Consider the following 16,340-nt stretch of genomic DNA (forward strand, 5'->3'; position numbering starts at 1 on the left):
TTGCAGCCTTTGTGCCAGCCAGCGACACAGAGACTTCAACTATCTGGAAACACTGACTTTTGAGCCTGAGGGGATTGTCACGACGCTGGAGCTACCGCAGGCGATAGCGCTTTGCGGCGCTTCCGACTGGTGCACGTTGTTAGGCATGGCGCTTTATAAAAGTGCATGGACCGTTCGATTCCACAGCTTGTCAGCACTGAAGCCTCGATCTGCTTTTCCTGTCAGCCCTGTCATGTCGCCGTCACATCCACCAATCACAATGGGATCAGCCAAATGGATTTGGCCCATCTACAGAGAGCTTGGCCGACGCCGGGCTTTTTCATTGCTACGACGACATGCTTTTCACGAAACGCTCACAGAATGGAGCGCAGATTGGAAGCACAAAAGGATTTGACCCCAAACAGAAGGCCCGCCATTGCGCGGGCCTTTTGCTGCCTGCATTGAGCGCGTGATGAATCGATTTCAACCGGGATTCGACCGCTTCATAAAGTGAAACTGGCAGCCAGAAGCAGAACTGACAGCGAACCCGGCCGATACTCAACGGTCATAACAGCTGATGGCAGCGCAAATGATCAGTGGCCCCCGGGCCGGCTTCATTCACGAGCGAGGCCTGCAATTCACACATTTCAGGGCGCGCCGGATAACCTCAGTGGATTCGGTTCCTGCATGACGCAGGCACTTGCCGCTGCTCTCATCCCCCTGCTCCCTCAGCGGAGTACGCAAATGACTCAATCAATGCGGTTCCTCCTGTCGTTCTTCCTCGCGATTGCAACATTGGCATCGGCCGGTTTCCTGAACAATGCCGCAGCGGCCACCGCCGAGGATCTGAATGCCGACGCTCGGCAAGCGTTGCAGGCGCTCTACAAGACCAATCCATTCTCCGAAACCATCTCGCACCAAGCCAAGGCTGTGCTGGTCTTCCCGAACATCATCAAGGCAGGACTTGTATTCGGCGGCAGTTATGGCGAAGGCGTTTTAATGAAGGGCACGAAAGTCGAGAACTACTACAACTCCGTCAGCGGCTCATGGGGGCTGCAGGCCGGCGCCCAGTCGTACGGCTATGTGGTTTTCCTGATGACCGATAAAGCCGTGGACTATGTAGCCAAAACCAAGGGTTGGGAAATCGGTGTAGGGCCAACAGTTGTGTTTGTGGATGAAGGGGTTGCGAAGAACCTGTCCAGCTCGACGCTCAAAGACGACGCCTACGCGTTTATCTTCGACCAGCAAGGGTTAATGGCGGGGGTCAGTATCGAGGGAACGAAGATTTCTCTGATCAAGCGCTGAAGTCACCGTCTGACTGGCCATCGGGAGCGTGATGGCGGCCTATGCCAACCCGGATGGGGGTTCCCCTTTAGGCTAGGCTGTCCTCACTCCTGGCGTACAGACGCACCTGATGATTGGGAAGCCATCTGGACGAGCAAGGCTGTTTCGACCGTTCATTGATCCAGGTCTAAACATTAAATGACCGAATCCTGATAATGACTTTTCAGTTTTAGGTAGGCCTTAAATGACTTCACAGCTCTTCCAGGTTCACGGCCTCGTGAGTTTTACCCTTGCCATCCTCCTGCTTTTCCTTGGCAAAACCCTCGTCCAGCACAACGCCTTTCTCCGTCAATACTGTATCCCCGAATCGGTCGTCGGCGGCTTCGTCTGTGCGGCGGTTACGTCCTTGCTTTACTTTGGCCTGAATATCCAGATCGAATTCGATCTGCAAGTTCGCGACACCCTGCTGCTCTATTTCTTTGCCGGCATCGGCTTGAAGTCGGACATGCGCCAACTGCTCAAGGGCGGGCGCCCGCTGCTGATCCTGCTGTTACTCGCCGCTGTGTTCATTCTGCTGCAGAACTCGCTGGGCATGGGCGTGGCCGAGGCTTTTGGGCTTGATCCCAAGGCGGGCTTGATGGTGGGCTCCATTTCCCTCACGGGTGGGGTGGGCACGACCCTGGCCTGGGCACCGCTCTTCGTCGAAAAGCTGGGCATCAGCAACGCCCACGAACTGGGCATCGCCAGCAACACTGTCGGCCTGATTGCTGCTTGCGTCATCGGCGGCCCTATCGCCAACCAGCTGATACGCCGTTATCAACTGACGCCGTCCAGGGATGCGGAGCTGGAAGTCGGCATTCTCGAGCAACAACCGAGCAAGGCGCTGGACTACTACGACGTGCTCTGGGCCTGGATGTGGCTCAACCTGACCCTGATGCTCGGCTATGGACTCAACCTGCTGCTGGTCGATGCCGGCATCACCCTGCCCAAGTTTGTCAGCTGCCTGTTCGCCGGCATTGTCATTCACCACCTCGTTCTGGCCTTTGTCGGTGACCTGCGACTGAAAACCTGGAGCGGTGCCAGCCTGGGCCTGTCGCTGATCTCCGATATCTGTCTGGGCATGTTTTTGACCATGGCCCTGATGGGTCTTCAGCTCTGGCAACTCAGCGGCGCGTTGATGTTCATTCTTTGCGCATTGACCCTGCAAATCCTGCTGACGGTCGCCTATACGTATTTTGTGGTCTTCCGTTTTATGGGGCGCAATTACGAAGCCAGCGTGATCGCTTCCGGATTCGGCGGGATTGCCCTCGGTTCCACGGCAACGGCCATCGTCAACATGTCGACCGTGACGCAAAAGTACGGCGCGGCGCACCAGGCCTTCCTGATCGTGCCGCTGGTGTGTGGCTTTTTCATTGACCTGGTCAATGCCGTGATCATCAGCATGTTCAGTGGTCTGTAGCGACCTCGGCCTGGCTCTCGGACGGCCGGACACACCGAACCTGGGAAAGCGGACGAAAGGAGCAGCAGGATCGATGCCGCAAGGATAGGCTCAAGTAAGAGAGTGCCCCAGCCCTGATCCGGCCAGGTACGATCTCAAATGCGCCTCTTGCTACAGGGGAACCGGGATGACGGGACACACTGTGCGCCAATGCTCGTCGTGGATCCTGCTATCCCTGCTCGCCGTCGATCTGGCGCTGATAGCCGGCTGTTCAGGCAAAGCCAGCACGGCTCAGCATTCTGCCCCCAGCGTCGGCTCGACCTGCTATGCAAAAGCCCTCCCCACTGTCGGCGAAGGAGGCCTCGCCTGGGGCGACACCCTGGACATGGCTCGCCAGAAATCCCTGAGTAATTGCATACGCTATTCCGGCCGGTCCGGCGGCACGCCAAGTACCTGCAAAGTGGTGATGGCAGAATGTAAGCATTGATAGAGCGGTTTTTCATTTCTGCGCCGCTTTTGCGTTTCTGTGCGACAGATCCCACTTCAGGGTCTCCCGTTTCACACGCTCGCGGTGTTAGCTTTGAGATGTTTCTGATCAGTCGATCAGATATTTCCTACGAACCGCCTGCAAAGGAATGCCCCCAGCAATGGATTTCTCCCTCAAGCACCTGGCTGCGACCACCCTCATGCTCGCCAGCCTTTCGTCGTTCACCACCGCTGCCCACGCCAACATCACCCCGCAACAGAACGCGATCATCCTCAAGACCTTCAGTGATGCATCGGTCAAGGATTTCAGGCAGTTCCTGGGAAGCCTGGCCAAGAGCGATATCGCCAAGACCGACGACCTCGGCCCGGCCATCCGTGCCTTCCTCGACAACAAGACGCTTACCGCCGGGCAGCAAAACGAAATCCATCGTTTGCTCGGCCTCTATGCCCGGGTGAAATACGGCAGCGCGGCCACCGAAACCCTGAAGGAGCTGGTGGCCATTCCGACCGTGCGCGTGGACGGTGTCGACCAGCACGACAACCCCGAATTCCTCAAGATTGCCGAGAAGATCAAGGGCCTGGCCCAGGCGTTCAACCTGAACTTTCGCAACATCGACAACCGCGTCTACGAGATCTCCCTGGAAGGCACTGGCGATGAAGTCGTGGGCATTCACGCCCATGCCGATGTGGTGCCGGTGACGCCGGAAAACTGGGTGCTGCAGGATGGCACCCGCCTCGACCCGTTCAAGGTCACCCTGATCGGCGATCGCATGTATGGCCGCGGCACCGAGGATGACAAGAACGGCATCGTGGTGGCGCTCTACGCCATGAAGATCATCAAGGAGGAGAAGCTGCCGCTGGCCCGCAACTTCAAGCTGCTGGTCGACACCACCGAAGAGACCACGGGCGACGCCATCCCCTACTACTTCGAACGCAACCCCACACCCAACTACAACCTGGCGCTGGATGGCGGCTACCCGGTGGTGATCGCCGAGAAAGGCTACGGCACGGTCATGGCCAGCTTCGCCAAGCGCACCGCGCAAGGCAAGGGCGCAGAGATCACCTCGATGACCGGCGGCCTGGCCACCAACCAGATTCCATCGACATCGGTTGCGACCCTGGTGACCGACAAGCCCGCCGAACTGGCCGCCAGCCTGCAAAAGGCCGGCACCGAATATGCCAAGCGTAACGGCGGCAACTTCGAGGTCGCTGCCAAGGTCGACGGCAAGGACGTCAAACTGACGGTCACTGGTGTGTCCGCCCACTCCTCCGAGCCCGAGTCCGGCGTCAACCCGGTGGCCAGGATGCTCGACTTCATCAATGGCCTCGACGGCAAGGTCGCGCTCAAGCACAACCAGATCACCGACGCCGCGCGCTACGCTGCCGATAACTGGGGGCTGGACTACCTGGGTGGCAAGTTGGGAGTCGGTTTTTCCGATGAATTCATGGGCCCGCTGACCACGTCTCTGACCTATGTCGGGATGGATGACAAAGCCTTCAAACTCGCGGTCAACCTGCGCGTGCCGAAGGGCAAGACGCCGGATGTGCTCAAGTCCGAAATCGCCGCAAAGCTGGACGCCTGGAGCAAGAAGACCAGCATCGCACCAACCTTCGACCTGTCGATCGCCGAACCGATGTACCGCAACCCCGAGGGTGAATGGGTCAAGGCCTTGCTCGCTGTGACCAGCGAAAACCTCGGCATGGAACACAAGTTCGGCACCTCCGCCGGCGCCACCTCCGTGCATGAGCTGCCCAACGGTGTGCAATTCGGCCTGGCCATGCCGGACGTCAAATACACCGGTCACAACGACAACGAGTTCAAGACCACCGAGCAGTTCCTGCTGGACTTGCAGATCGTGACCGAAATGATGGGCCGCATCGGGCAATTGCCGAAGCTTTGATCCCCCCTTCGGACCCGCCACCCTGGCGGGTCCATTGCTTTCACTTCCAAATCACATGCCGCCCCCTGTAGGAGCGAGCCTGCTCGCGAAAAACCCAAGGGCGCCACGGTCCGTCTGGTTTCCCGCGTCATCGTTACCCCCCATCGCGAGCAGGCTCGCTCCTACGGGTCGATTTGATCCAGCACCCGGTTCGCCGTGATCTCCGCCAGCATCACACTGTTGGAAATCCCCAGCAGCGCATTGCGCGACCCACCGTCCAGGTGATCCACCAACTGGTGGACCATCACATCGACCGACGCGAGGGTTTCGACCAGGTAAACCATCAAGGTTTCGGGACTCGCCTGCAGGTCCACGGTGAACAGGGTACAGGGGGCACGCGGTGTGGCTTTGATATCGGCTATCGAGGGGATGTGAAAATCGGGGGCGGCTTCGTTGAGCCTGCTTGAGTCGGGTTCACGTGGGGAGACCGGGTCGGCCTCCGGTGGGTTTGGCGTTACCTTGAACATATTTCTGTCTCCAAAAAATGGAGCCATCACCGACTTGCGACTAAACAAGGGGGTGGCAGCTGTACGCAGGTTAGTCGACCGGGGAGACACGAAACCGGCGCGCCCGAAGGCGCCCTGCGCACAGCTACCATGAAGTGCAGGCATGCAATGCCTGACTGTCTGAATGGAAATACGCTTCGTGAAACCACCAGGCGACTAAACCCGATCACTGATGGGCAGTGACGCGAATCAAGTTACCGGTGGCCCCCAAGGCGCACAAGCCGGCGGATTCTGGCGTAACCGTAGGCAACGGCGCAAGGTCTTGTAGCTTGCATGAAGTAACCTTAAACACCTTTAAACAAACACTCTCCGGTGATGTTGAGTGACATGGCGCACTTGCCCGGATTGATGAATAAACCTCATGAGCCCTTGCCGATTTACCCGTCTAGTGCTCATCCGTTAGCTCGCTTACTGTTTCCCCAGCGGTCCTGCACCCAGCCGATACCACTGACGTGCAGCCTGACCATCAAAAGCGGGAATTTGGGGTGAAACCATCCCGCCCGTTGTGTGCTCGTTCCTTACGGCCCACGACCTGAGAGGGAAAACCATCTCCCCTTCAACACCCACGGCGGCTGCCTCGCAGTTGGCTGACCCGCCTTTAGGAGCAACATTGATGAATCCCTTGATCGCCCCATTGGTGGCCTTATCGCTCATGGCCGGGGAAGCCTGCGCCCAGTCCTCCAACGAGATCCGCATTACCCACGCCGGCTCCCAGCCCTCCATCAAGGGCGCTGCGGAAAACTTCACCGGCACGGTTCGGGTTGATGGCCTGTTCAAGGGGGACTCCCCTGCCCGCATCGGCGGTGGCACGGTGACCTTCGAACCCGCCGCCCGCACGGCCTGGCATACCCATCCGCTGGGGCAAACGCTGATCGTCACCGCCGGAGTCGGCTACGTGCAGCAAGAGGGCGGCCCACGTCAGGAAATCCGTCCGGGCGACATTGTCTGGATCCCGCCGCAAACACGTCACTGGCATGGCGCGACGGCCACCCACGGAATGACTCACATCGCCATCGCCGAAGCCGAGGACGGCAAGGCTGTCACTTGGGCGGAAAAAGTCTCGGATGCGCAGTACGAAGGTCAATCGCCCGCGCAGGGCTTGTAGCTGTTTGTTGTAAATCAACCTCACTCGAGCACCGCCTGCCAGGCAGTGATGAGCAATGGATGGAGCTTTCACGATGACCACTGACACACCGATTGCACATCGCAAGACCGGTCCCCTCCCCGCGCTGATAGCCCTGTGTCTGGGCCTTGGCTTGATGTCGGGTGTGGCCACTCAGAACGCCGAGGCATCGCAACCCATGACCAGCACACAACCTGCGGCACAAACGCTGTCGGCCAGGCAACAGGCCATTCCACTGATCGCAGCGTTCATGGCGACCAGTGACATGCCCAGGCTCAACGCTGCCTTGAACCAAGGCCTGGATGCCGGCCTGACGGTCAGCGAGACCAAGGAAATCCTGGTGCAGCTCTACGCCTATGTCGGCTTCCCCCGCAGCCTCAATGCGTTGAATGAACTGATGACGGTGGTGCAAGCGCGCCAACAACGCGGCATCCAGGATGCGCCTGGACGCGAACCCAGCCGCGCCATTGCAACCGGTGAGGCATTGCTCGCGGCAGGAACGGCCAATCAAACCCGAATTTCCGGTGGCCCGGTCAAGGGGCCGGTGTTCGATTTCGCCCCGGTCATCAACCGGTTTCTGCAAACCCACCTGTTCGGCGACATCTTCGAGCGCGACAACCTCGACTGGCAAAGCCGCGAACTGGCGACCGTCGGCGCTCTGGCCGCAACGCCGGGTGTGGAGTCGCAGTTGCGCTCGCACATGCGGGCGAGCCTGCGGGTGGGGTTGAGCGTGGAGCAATTGCGCCAAGTCATCGAGGTACTGGCCGAGCACGGCGATGAACAATCCGCCAAACGTGCAAGCACTGCCCTGACACAGGCACTTGCTGCCTCGGGAGGTTGAACATGAAGACTGGAAAAAACCTGCTGAACATCACCCTGCTGAGCGTGCTTGCCGCTTGTGCAAGCCATGCCAATGCCGCCGCCCCCTTGATGATTCAGGAGCAAGGCAGCTTCGCCGCCGGCGGGACGATGATCACCGCACCGGGCTCGTTCAACCCGCGCAAACCCATGACGCCAGACGGCCAGACTTACCACGGCGACCATGCCTACACCTTCTACCAAATCCCGGTCGATGCGCGAAAACTGCCCATCGTCATGTGGCACGGCGCAGGCCAGTTTTCCAAGACCTGGGAAACCACCGCGGATGGCCGCGAAGGCTTCCAGAATATTTTTCTGCGGCGCCAGTTCGGCGTGTATCTGATCGACCAGCCGCGTCGTGGCGATGCCGGCCGCAGCATGGTCGAAGCAACGGTCAAGCCTGTCCCGGACGAGCAGCTCTGGTTCAACCAGTTCCGCATCGGCCTGTGGCCCAACTATTTCGAAGGTGTGCAGGTTGCCCGGGATGCGCAAACCCGCGACCAGTTCTTCCGCGCGATGACGCCAAACACCGGTCCGTTCGACATGGGCGTGGTCTCCGATGGCGTGTCGGCGGTCTTCGACAAAATCGGTCCCGGCATCCTGTTCACGCACTCTCAGGGTGGCGGGCCTGGTTGGTTGACGGCGATCAAGAACAACAAGGTCAAGGCCATCGTGGCTTTCGAGCCGGGCAGCAGCTTCGTCTTCCCGCAGGGTGAAGTACCCGCGCCGATTCCCAGCGCGTTCGACACGGTACAAGGCGCAGCGGTGCCGATGGATCAGTTCATGGCGCTCACGCGCATTCCGGTCCTGATCCTCTACGGCGACAACATCCCGGAGCAAGCCGTCGACCTGCCCGCTCAGGACAGCTGGCGCGCCCGACTCACCATGGCCCGGCTTTGGCGCGATGCCGTCAACAAACACGGCGGTGACGTGAGGCTGATCCACTTGCCGGAGATTGGCATCAAGGGCAATACCCACTTCCCCATGTCGGATCTGAACAACGTGCAGATCGCGGACCTGGTGTCCGGGTTTCTGACAGAAAAGCATCTGGATTGACGGCTTCAGCACATTTTTTTAACGCGCCTTTTAATGCTCCGGAGACACTTATGAGAAACACAATTTTGAAAGCCTCGCTGATGGCCGCCATGGTCGGTATTTCTGCTGGCGAAGCCGGCGCCGCCGACTACAAAAAGAACCCATTCACCCTGGCTTACGACGGTGCAATTACCAAGAATGAACCCGGCAAGGTCAACATCCATCCGGTCACCTACAAGCTCAATGGCCTGGACATCGCTGCCAACGTCTACACCCCTGCCAACTACGATGCGAAGAAGGCCTACCCGACGGTGGTGGTGGCGCACCCCAATGGCGGCGTGAAAGAGCAAGTCGCCGGATTGTATGCCCAGCGACTGGCTGAACAAGGCTACATCACGATTACCGCCGATGCCGCGTATCAGGGCGCAAGTGGCGGACAACCGCGCAGCATCGACAAGCCCGCGTACCGCATCGAGGATATCCACGGCATGGCGGACTTCATCACCCAGTATGCTGGCGTCGACGGCAAGCGTCTGGGCCTGCTCGGCATCTGCGGTGGCGGTGGCTACTCGTTGGCCGCCGCGCAAACCGACAAGCGATTCAAGTCAGTGGCGACCGTGAGCATGTTCAACTCTGGCCGGGTGCGTCGCAATGGCTACAACGACTCGCAACTGGACACCATCGAGCAACGCCTGCAACAGGCTTCCGCTGCCCGCGCCCAGGAAGCGGCCGGAGGTGAAGTGCTCTATTCGGGCGATGCCAACCTCACCGATGAGCAGATCGCCAAACTGCCGTTCGAGCTGTATCGCCAGGGTTATGAGTACTACTGGAAGACCCATGCCCACCCTAATTCAACCTTCAAATACACCACGAGCAGCCTGCTGGACCTGATGCGCTTCGACGCCACCAACCAGATCGAACTGATCAATCAGCCATTGCTGATGATCGCCGGCAGCAAGGCCGACAGCCTGTACATGACCCAGGATGCGTTCCCCAAGGCCACCGGTACCAAGGACAAAGAGTTGTTCATCATCGACGGCGCAACGCACATCGAAACCTACTGGGTTCCCAAGTATGTGGACGCAGCACTCGGCAAGTTGACGCCGTTCTACGCAAGAACCTTGTGATTGGTTCGTTGGGGTCGCGCATCCATGCGTAACCTGATTACATGGAATAATCCCGCGCTCCGCATGAGAGGCTCTCATCAATGTCCCGCGCCAATCTCAACGATCTGCAAGCCTTCGTGGTCATTACCCGCGAAGGCAGCTTCACTCGCGCCGCCGCACAGCTGGGCGTCTCGCAGTCCGCGCTGAGCCACACCATGCGCGCTCTCGAAACCAGGCTCGGCGTTCGCCTGTTGACCCGAACCACGCGCAGCGTATCCCCCACAGAGGCTGGCCAGCGGCTGTATCAGTCCATGGCGCCGCGCTTCGACGAAATTGAACTTGAACTGGCTGCGGTCAGCGAGTTTCGCGATACCCCGGCAGGCAACGTGCGGATTTCAGCCTCCGAACATGCGGCGAACAACATCCTTTGGCCCAAGCTGTCGAAGGTGCTTCCCGACTACCCGGACATCAAGGTCGAAATCACCGTCGACTACGCCCTCTGCGACATCGTCGCGCAGCGCTACGACGCGGGCGTGCGCCTGGGCGATCAGGTGGCCAAGGACATGATCGCCGTCCCGATCGGCCCCCCGTTGCGCATCGCCGTAGTGGGGTCTGCCGAATACTTCAAACAGCGGCCGTATCCGAAAGAGCCAAGGGATTTGGCCGCACATAATTGCATCAATTTGCGCCTGCCCACCCACGGGAACCTGATGCAATGGGATTTTGAGAAGGACGGTCACGAACTCAAGGCGCGTGTCGAAGGACAATGGACGTTCAACAGCAGCGTGCCGATTCTGCGCGCTGCTGTCGCCGGATGCGGGCTGGGGTTCCTGCCAGAAGATATGGTAGCCAGGGAGCTTGCCGACGGAAGCCTTGTGCGGGTACTCGAAGACTGGTGCCAGCCTTTTGCCGGTTACCACCTTTACTACCCCAATCGCCGTGAGCATTCTTCAGCGTTCGGCGTAGTGGTGGACGCGCTGCGTTACAAGCGCTGATTCGTCCATGGTCAACCTGCCTGGATGGCACGGATGAAATACGTGAGTGATTCCAGTTTCAAATAAACACTGGGAGATACTCGGGTTGATCTAGGCTTGAATGAAATCACGCGGGAAAAAAACCATGTCCCTCGCCCCCGGAAATCTATTGGCCCTGGCTTTGGGTGTCTTCTTTTGCACAGCCGTGTACGGACAAGGGGTAGCAGACACCGATTCCCCACCGGCAATACTTCCATTGGCATCCGAGACTGCGCCAAAACTCATTGCCTACCCGCCGCTTGCCGAGCCCCTTGCCCGCGGTGTTGTCATTATCCAGTATCGAACAGAACACGCCAGGATCATGCCGGTATTTGGCAAGGCAGCTGTTGAAGTATCACCACGTCTCGGTCACCTCCACGTGACCGTCGACGACTGGAAAGGCACATGGGCGCACACCAGCGAAGACCCGATCATCCTGGTTGGACTGACGCCCGGCACTCACAAGGTCCTTCTTGAAGTGGCCGATCCGACTCACAAAATCCTCGCCAGTACGACAGTGAGTTTTATCGTTCCGCAGAAGTAACCGGCGGACGCTCCCCACATTGACAATGATCACGCAGTCAAACCATGACGATTGAGTGTTCATAGCTGACTGCGGTGGTGTGAGTAGCCTCTGATTTCGAAAACACCTCTGACTGACTACTTCGCTTTACTTCTGGCTGCACAACTCCCCCCTCAGGGTGACGGTAGATAGCCCATCACATGTGACTCGCCCATCAGCAGCGGGCGATTCAGTTCCGCACAAGCACGCAAGTACTCGGCCACCAGGGTGACCCGCTTCAGCTTGCGCAGGTCCTCGCTGTAATACATCCAGAACTGCCGCGTGATCTCCACTTCACCGGGCAGCACTTCGCACAGGCGGGGATCGGGGCCGGCGAGGAAGCAAGGCAGGATCGCCAGCGCCCGCCCCTCCAAGGCTGCGTGGTAATGAGCCACCACGCTGGTGCTGCGCAGGCGACTGTTGGCGCCGGGCATCAGGTCGTTCAGGTAGAGCAGCTTGAAGCTGAAGGCCAGATCCTCGACGTAGGTCACGAACGGGTGAACGGCCAGGTCCTCGCGACAGCCGATCGTCGGATGACTGGCCAGGTACTCCGGCGTCGCATACAGACGCAGGCGGTAATCGCACAGCCGCGAGCACACGTACGGACCGCGCTCGGGTCGTTCCAGGGTGATGGCAATGTCCGCCTCGCGCCGTGACAGGTTGATGAAATGCGGGACCGGCAAAATGTCCGCCGAGATATGCGGGTAGTGCTCGAGGAAGTGGCTCATCTGCGCAGTGATGAAACAGGTCCCGAAGGCTTCGGTACAGCCGATGCGCAGGTGCCCGGCGAGCCCCCCGGTGGTGCCGAAAACCTGCTCGCAGGCTACCAGCAGCGTACTTTCCAGGGATTCGGCGTGGCTGACCAGACGCTGCCCCTCCACGGTCAGGACAAAACCTGCGGTTCGCGACTTCTCGAACAACAGAGCACCCAGACACTGCTCCAGGGCGCGGATGCGCCGCGACACCGTGGTGTAGTCCACCCCCAGGCGGCGAGCTGCACCGCTGGCGGTGCGGGCACGGGCGACCTCGAGGAAGAAACGCATGTCGTCCCAGTTCAGTGGGTTCTGCGTTGTGCTTTTTTGCATATCCATCGGGCTTTTCTGCCAATACATATGGGAAATATGCACTTATATACTCGCATCTCACCCAACTTGGCCAGCGTCGTTTTCAGGCCAGGAAAGCCCCCCACCCCAATAATAAATACCGAGGGCTGACAGCATGAGCGCATGGATAAACACCGGCTTGCACGCCGGACTCAAACAGCTGCGCAACAGCGCAATCGCGGCCACGGTTCTCGTCTGCCGTTGGCCCGATCCGCTGCTCGCCGCGCAGCGGATCGGGCTCGCCCTCCTGCACCGCCCTCTCTCCACCGCAAGGTCATCCGGGCGGCAATAACTCCAGCACATCAGCATTCAGGTGGCGTCCCGCATCGGGTCGCTGCCCGGGTACCCGTACGCCCCTCAAAAGGCCGAACAACAAAAACAACTAGAAATGCGGAGCTGCACCATGACGACCGACCATCCGAACCACGTCCAGACCTGTGCACTGGTCAGGGCCAACCCCAAGTTCCACCGCCTCGCGCGCCAGCGTGCACTGCTGGCCTGGACGCTGAGCGGCGCGGTCCTGGCTATCTATTACAGCTTCATCATGGTGGTGGCTTTCGCCCCTGCCTGGCTGCACCTGCCGCTCTACGACGGCAGCCACCTCAGCCTCGGCATGCCAATCGGCGTGACGATCATCCTGTTGTCCTGGCTACTCACCGCCTGGTACGTGCACAGCGCCAACACCCGCTTCGACGTACTCAGCTCGCAGATCCTGCAGGAGTCCCGCGCATGAAACGCCTGTCCGCCCTTCTCGCCCTCAGCCCTGTGCTGGCCCATGCCGAGCCCATCATTGCGCAGAAGCAACCGCTCAACCTGCACGCCATCGGCATGTTTTTCGTCTTCGTCCTCGCCACCCTGCTGATCACCTGGTGGGCGGCACGACGCACCCGCTCCGCCGCCGACTTCTACAGCGCCGGTGGCGGCATCACCGGCTTCCAGAATGGCCTAGCAATCGCCGGTGACTACATGTCGGCGGCAACTCTGCTGGGCCTGTCGAGCCTGGTCTTCGCCAAGGGCTACGACGGCTTCGTCTACATCATTGGCTTCTTCGTCGGCTGGCCCATCGTCACCTTCCTGATGGCCGAGCGCTTGCGCAACCTGGGGCGCTACACCTTCGCCGACATCGTCTCCTACCGCCTCGATCAAACCCGCGTGCGCAGCTTCGCCGCCCTCGGATCGCTGACCGTGGTGTGCTGCTATCTGGTGGTGCAGATGGTCGGTGCCGGTCAACTGATCAAACTGCTGTTCGGTCTCGACTACCGCACGGCGGTGGTGGTAGTCGGACTGCTGATGCTGGTCTATGTCATCTTCGGCGGCATGCTCGCCACCACATGGGTACAGATCACCAAGGCGGTCCTGCTCCTGGCGGGCGGCACGACCCTGGTGCTGATGGCCCTGAGTCGCTTCGATTTCAGCTTCGAGACGCTGGCCGCCCAAGCTGTGGCCGTGCATGCCAGCGGCGTGCAGATCATGGGCCCGGGCACCTTGCTGGCCGACCCGATCAACGCGGTGTCCCTATCCCTTGGACTGGTCTTCGGCATTGCCGGCCTGCCGCACATCCTGATGCGCTTCTTCACGGTGCCCAATGCCAAGGAAGCGCGTAAATCCGTACTGTTCGCCACGGTGTTCATCGGTTTCTTCTTCCTGGTGGTCTGCGTCCTGGGCTATACCGCCATCGTCATCGTCGGCACCGATCCTCAGTACTACGTCGATGGCAAGCTCGGCGGGGCCATGATTGGCGGCAGCAATATGGTGGCCATGCACCTGGCGAAGGCGGTGGGTGGCAACCTGTTTCTCGGTTTCCTCTCTGCCGTGGCTTTCGCCACCATTCTCGCAGTGGTGGCTGGCCTGGCCCTGGCCGGTGCCTCGGCCATCTCCCATGACCTTTACGCTTCGGTATTGAAGAAGGGCTGCGCCGACGAGAAACAGGAAATGCGCGTGTCGCGCATCGCCACCATCTGCCTGGGCATCGTTGCGATCGCCCTCGGCATTCTGTTCGAAGGCCAGAACATCGCCTTCCTGGTCGGCCTGACGTTCGGCATCGCCGCCTCGGCGAATTTCCCGGTACTGATCATGGCCATGTACTGGGGCGGCCTGACCACCCGCGGCGCCCTCTATGGCGGCCTGACCGGCCTGGTCAGCGCACTGGCCCTGGTGATCGGCTCGCCGTCGGTGTGGGTCGGCGTACTGGGGCATGCCCAGGCGCTCTTCCCTTACGACCAGCCGGCGCTGTTCTCCATGCCACTGGCCTTCCTGGTCATAGTGGTCGCTTCCAGGCTTGACCGCAGCGAACGCGCCGACCGCGAACGCGCCGCCTATGCCGACCAGTTCGTCCGTGCCCAGACCGGCCTTGGAGCTGCCATGGCCAGCAGTCACTGACGCTGCTTTTTCCGGGGCTGACGCCCCGAGCGCGAGTCCGCTCCTTTGCTTCGCGCTTTTTTACGCCCGACCTGCGCCGCTCGGCGCAGGACACCCCAAAAGCGCCCCTCCCTCGCCAACGCCAAGCGGCGCGGGAGCGGCTCGTCGACAACAAAAACAACAAAAGGCAACCAATGAAACCCACCACCCTCACCCTGTTCCTGGCCGGCACCGGCCTCGCCGCACAGGCTCACGCCGATTTCTTCGCAGACAGCACGGCCAGGCTGGAAACGCGCAACTTCTATTTCAACCGCGATTTCCGCCAGGCCAATGCCACCCAGTCCAAGCAAGAAGAATGGGCCCAGGGTTTCCTGCTGCGCTACGAATCCGGCTATACCGACGGCATGATCGGTGTCGGTATCGACGCTCTTGGCCAGCTCGGCGTCAAGCTCGATTCCAGTCCCGATCGCTCCGGCTCCGGCCTGCTCAAGCGCGATAACGAGCCGCCCAAACGCGCCAAGGACGAGTATGGCGAACTGGGCCTGACGGCCAAGTTCAAAGCGTCCAACAGCGTGCTCAAGCTCGGCACCCTGACCCCGAAGTTGCCGGTGCTGTTGGCCAATGACTCGCGCCTGTTGCCGCAAACATTCCGCGGTGGGCAGTTGAACGTCCAGGAGATCAAAGGCCTGAGCGTCGATGCCGGGCGCGTGGATCGGGTCAACCAGCGCGACTCCTCGGACTACGAGAAAATGGCGATCACCACCACCGGCGCCAAGGGCATTGTCAGTGGCCAGGCCCGCAGTGACGCCTTCAATTTCGCCGGCCTTGCCTACCAGTGGAACGACCGGCTGAACACGGGCTACAACTACGGCGGCCTGGACGACTTCTACCACCAACACCAGTTCAGTCTGGTCCACGTGCTGCCGCTGGGCGCAGGCCAGACGCTCAAGAGCGACCTGCGCTACGCCCGCTCCACCGACGACGGTAACAGCAACATCGACAACAACGCCTTCGGCGCCATGTTCACCTATGCCCTCGGTGGCCATGCCTTCGGTCTGGGCTACCAACGCATGAGTGGCGACACCGGCTTTGCCTACGTCAATGGCAGCGACGCCTACCTGGTCAACTTCGTACAGATCAACGACTTCGCCAACAAGGACGAGCGTTCCTGGCAGGCGCGCTACGACTACAACTTCGCGGCGCTCGGCATTCCCGGCCTGACCTTCATGACCCGCTACCTGGCCGGCGACAGCATCGATCTGGGCGCCCGCAGGCCTGAGGGTCGCGAATGGGAGCGCGACACCGACATCGGCTACGTGGTGCAGAGCGGCCCGCTGAAAAACCTCGGTCTGAAGTGGCGCAACGCTACGGTGCGCACCGCCCACTTCGGTAACGATCTCGACGAGAACCGCCTGATCCTCAGCTATACCCTGGCGCTCTGGTAATCCCTCGCACAAGGCGGGTGCCGCTCACATCGCTTGACGGTGCGGGCAGCACCCGCCTTGTGCATTTCTGGCGCATCGGGGATGCCGCCAACCTGTGTTTTTTT

The 16,340-nt window shown here is 60.3% G+C and carries 15 protein-coding genes; 13 read left to right on the top strand and 2 right to left on the bottom strand.

Annotated features, from left to right (window positions below; all coding sequences use genetic code 11):
- Positions 1-723 precede the first annotated feature (723 nt).
- The 4 genes from AC1RDQ_RS00050 (at position 724) to AC1RDQ_RS00065 (ending at position 5,088) form a co-directional block, all read left to right on the top strand.
- On the top strand, positions 724-1,284 hold the full coding sequence (locus AC1RDQ_RS00050) for a lipid-binding SYLF domain-containing protein (RefSeq protein ID WP_492585786.1): 561 nt from the start codon (positions 724-726) through the stop codon (positions 1,282-1,284).
- A 223-nt stretch (positions 1,285-1,507) separates the two neighbouring features.
- Positions 1,508-2,722, top strand: coding sequence for a sodium/glutamate symporter (gltS, locus tag AC1RDQ_RS00055; protein WP_492585788.1), 1,215 nt, complete (start codon positions 1,508-1,510; stop codon positions 2,720-2,722).
- 166 nt (positions 2,723-2,888) lie between these two features.
- A complete protein-coding gene (locus AC1RDQ_RS00060) occupies positions 2,889-3,188 on the top strand; it encodes a DUF4189 domain-containing protein (protein WP_150813963.1) in 300 nt (99 codons plus the stop codon).
- Positions 3,189-3,348: 160 nt separating this feature from the next.
- Positions 3,349-5,088 (top strand): dipeptidase, encoded by a 1,740-nt coding sequence (locus tag AC1RDQ_RS00065; protein ID WP_492585790.1) that lies wholly within the window; start codon positions 3,349-3,351, stop codon positions 5,086-5,088.
- A gap of 161 nt (positions 5,089-5,249) precedes the next feature.
- Here AC1RDQ_RS00065 and AC1RDQ_RS00070 read toward each other — a convergent pair whose 3' ends face one another.
- Complete coding sequence (locus tag AC1RDQ_RS00070; RefSeq protein WP_492585792.1) at positions 5,250-5,594, bottom strand: DUF6124 family protein; 345 nt, start codon at positions 5,592-5,594, stop codon at positions 5,250-5,252.
- A gap of 652 nt (positions 5,595-6,246) precedes the next feature.
- On the opposite strand from AC1RDQ_RS00070, the gene AC1RDQ_RS00075 reads away from it, so the two are divergent.
- From AC1RDQ_RS00075 to AC1RDQ_RS00100, 6 genes are all read left to right on the top strand, one after another.
- A complete protein-coding gene (locus tag AC1RDQ_RS00075) occupies positions 6,247-6,738 on the top strand; it encodes a (R)-mandelonitrile lyase (RefSeq protein ID WP_492585794.1) in 492 nt (163 codons plus the stop codon).
- A 73-nt stretch (positions 6,739-6,811) separates the two neighbouring features.
- Positions 6,812-7,597, top strand: a complete 786-nt coding sequence (locus tag AC1RDQ_RS00080) for a carboxymuconolactone decarboxylase family protein (protein WP_492585796.1) — start codon at positions 6,812-6,814, stop codon at positions 7,595-7,597.
- Between the two features lie 2 nt (positions 7,598-7,599).
- Positions 7,600-8,670 carry an alpha/beta hydrolase gene (locus AC1RDQ_RS00085; protein ID WP_492585798.1) on the top strand — a complete coding sequence of 357 codons (1,071 nt, stop codon included), beginning with the start codon at positions 7,600-7,602 and terminating at the stop codon, positions 8,668-8,670.
- A gap of 50 nt (positions 8,671-8,720) precedes the next feature.
- Entirely contained in the window at positions 8,721-9,776 is a 1,056-nt protein-coding gene (locus tag AC1RDQ_RS00090) for an alpha/beta hydrolase (RefSeq protein ID WP_090456020.1), read from the top strand.
- Positions 9,777-9,856: 80 nt separating this feature from the next.
- Positions 9,857-10,750: a LysR family transcriptional regulator gene (locus AC1RDQ_RS00095; protein WP_154861915.1), complete on the top strand. Its 894-nt coding sequence runs from the start codon at positions 9,857-9,859 to the stop codon at positions 10,748-10,750.
- 124 nt (positions 10,751-10,874) lie between these two features.
- The gene (locus AC1RDQ_RS00100; protein WP_407516412.1) at positions 10,875-11,312 is read left to right on the top strand and encodes a DUF6130 family protein; all 438 of its coding nucleotides are present in this window, start codon (positions 10,875-10,877) and stop codon (positions 11,310-11,312) included.
- A 152-nt stretch (positions 11,313-11,464) separates the two neighbouring features.
- Here AC1RDQ_RS00100 and AC1RDQ_RS00105 read toward each other — a convergent pair whose 3' ends face one another.
- Complete coding sequence (locus AC1RDQ_RS00105) at positions 11,465-12,442, bottom strand: LysR family transcriptional regulator (RefSeq protein ID WP_492586388.1); 978 nt, start codon at positions 12,440-12,442, stop codon at positions 11,465-11,467.
- Between the two features lie 394 nt (positions 12,443-12,836).
- On the opposite strand from AC1RDQ_RS00105, the gene AC1RDQ_RS00110 reads away from it, so the two are divergent.
- The 3 genes from AC1RDQ_RS00110 (at position 12,837) to AC1RDQ_RS00120 (ending at position 16,236) form a co-directional block, all read left to right on the top strand.
- A complete protein-coding gene (locus AC1RDQ_RS00110; RefSeq protein ID WP_090456027.1) occupies positions 12,837-13,166 on the top strand; it encodes a DUF485 domain-containing protein in 330 nt (109 codons plus the stop codon).
- The gene (locus AC1RDQ_RS00115) at positions 13,163-14,812 is read left to right on the top strand and encodes a cation acetate symporter (RefSeq protein ID WP_102672730.1); all 1,650 of its coding nucleotides are present in this window, start codon (positions 13,163-13,165) and stop codon (positions 14,810-14,812) included. Before AC1RDQ_RS00110 ends, AC1RDQ_RS00115 begins: the two co-directional genes overlap by 4 nt.
- A gap of 173 nt (positions 14,813-14,985) precedes the next feature.
- On the top strand, positions 14,986-16,236 hold the full coding sequence (locus tag AC1RDQ_RS00120; protein ID WP_492585801.1) for an OprD family porin: 1,251 nt from the start codon (positions 14,986-14,988) through the stop codon (positions 16,234-16,236).
- Positions 16,237-16,340 lie beyond the last annotated feature (104 nt).

This window comes from Pseudomonas sp. GW823-FHT02E01, assembly GCF_058797535.1.

Excerpts from the sequence above, each read along its gene's own strand:
- AC1RDQ_RS00095 (WP_154861915.1), top strand. The coding sequence starts at position 9,857 with ATGTCCCGCGCCAATCTCAACGATCTGCAAGCCTTCGTGGTCATTACC.
- AC1RDQ_RS00120 (WP_492585801.1), top strand. The coding sequence starts at position 14,986 with ATGAAACCCACCACCCTCACCCTGTTCCTGGCCGGCACCGGCCTCGCC.
- AC1RDQ_RS00100 (WP_407516412.1), top strand. The coding sequence starts at position 10,875 with ATGTCCCTCGCCCCCGGAAATCTATTGGCCCTGGCTTTGGGTGTCTTC.
- AC1RDQ_RS00105 (WP_492586388.1), bottom strand. The coding sequence starts at position 12,442 with ATGTATTGGCAGAAAAGCCCGATGGATATGCAAAAAAGCACAACGCAG.
- AC1RDQ_RS00085 (WP_492585798.1), top strand. The coding sequence starts at position 7,600 with ATGAAGACTGGAAAAAACCTGCTGAACATCACCCTGCTGAGCGTGCTT.
- AC1RDQ_RS00075 (WP_492585794.1), top strand. The coding sequence starts at position 6,247 with ATGAATCCCTTGATCGCCCCATTGGTGGCCTTATCGCTCATGGCCGGG.
- AC1RDQ_RS00090 (WP_090456020.1), top strand. The coding sequence starts at position 8,721 with ATGAGAAACACAATTTTGAAAGCCTCGCTGATGGCCGCCATGGTCGGT.
- gltS (WP_492585788.1), top strand. The coding sequence starts at position 1,508 with ATGACTTCACAGCTCTTCCAGGTTCACGGCCTCGTGAGTTTTACCCTT.
- AC1RDQ_RS00110 (WP_090456027.1), top strand. The coding sequence starts at position 12,837 with ATGACGACCGACCATCCGAACCACGTCCAGACCTGTGCACTGGTCAGG.
- AC1RDQ_RS00070 (WP_492585792.1), bottom strand. The coding sequence starts at position 5,594 with ATGTTCAAGGTAACGCCAAACCCACCGGAGGCCGACCCGGTCTCCCCA.
- AC1RDQ_RS00080 (WP_492585796.1), top strand. The coding sequence starts at position 6,812 with ATGACCACTGACACACCGATTGCACATCGCAAGACCGGTCCCCTCCCC.
- AC1RDQ_RS00115 (WP_102672730.1), top strand. The coding sequence starts at position 13,163 with ATGAAACGCCTGTCCGCCCTTCTCGCCCTCAGCCCTGTGCTGGCCCAT.
- AC1RDQ_RS00050 (WP_492585786.1), top strand. The coding sequence starts at position 724 with ATGACTCAATCAATGCGGTTCCTCCTGTCGTTCTTCCTCGCGATTGCA.
- AC1RDQ_RS00065 (WP_492585790.1), top strand. The coding sequence starts at position 3,349 with ATGGATTTCTCCCTCAAGCACCTGGCTGCGACCACCCTCATGCTCGCC.
- AC1RDQ_RS00060 (WP_150813963.1), top strand. The coding sequence starts at position 2,889 with ATGACGGGACACACTGTGCGCCAATGCTCGTCGTGGATCCTGCTATCC.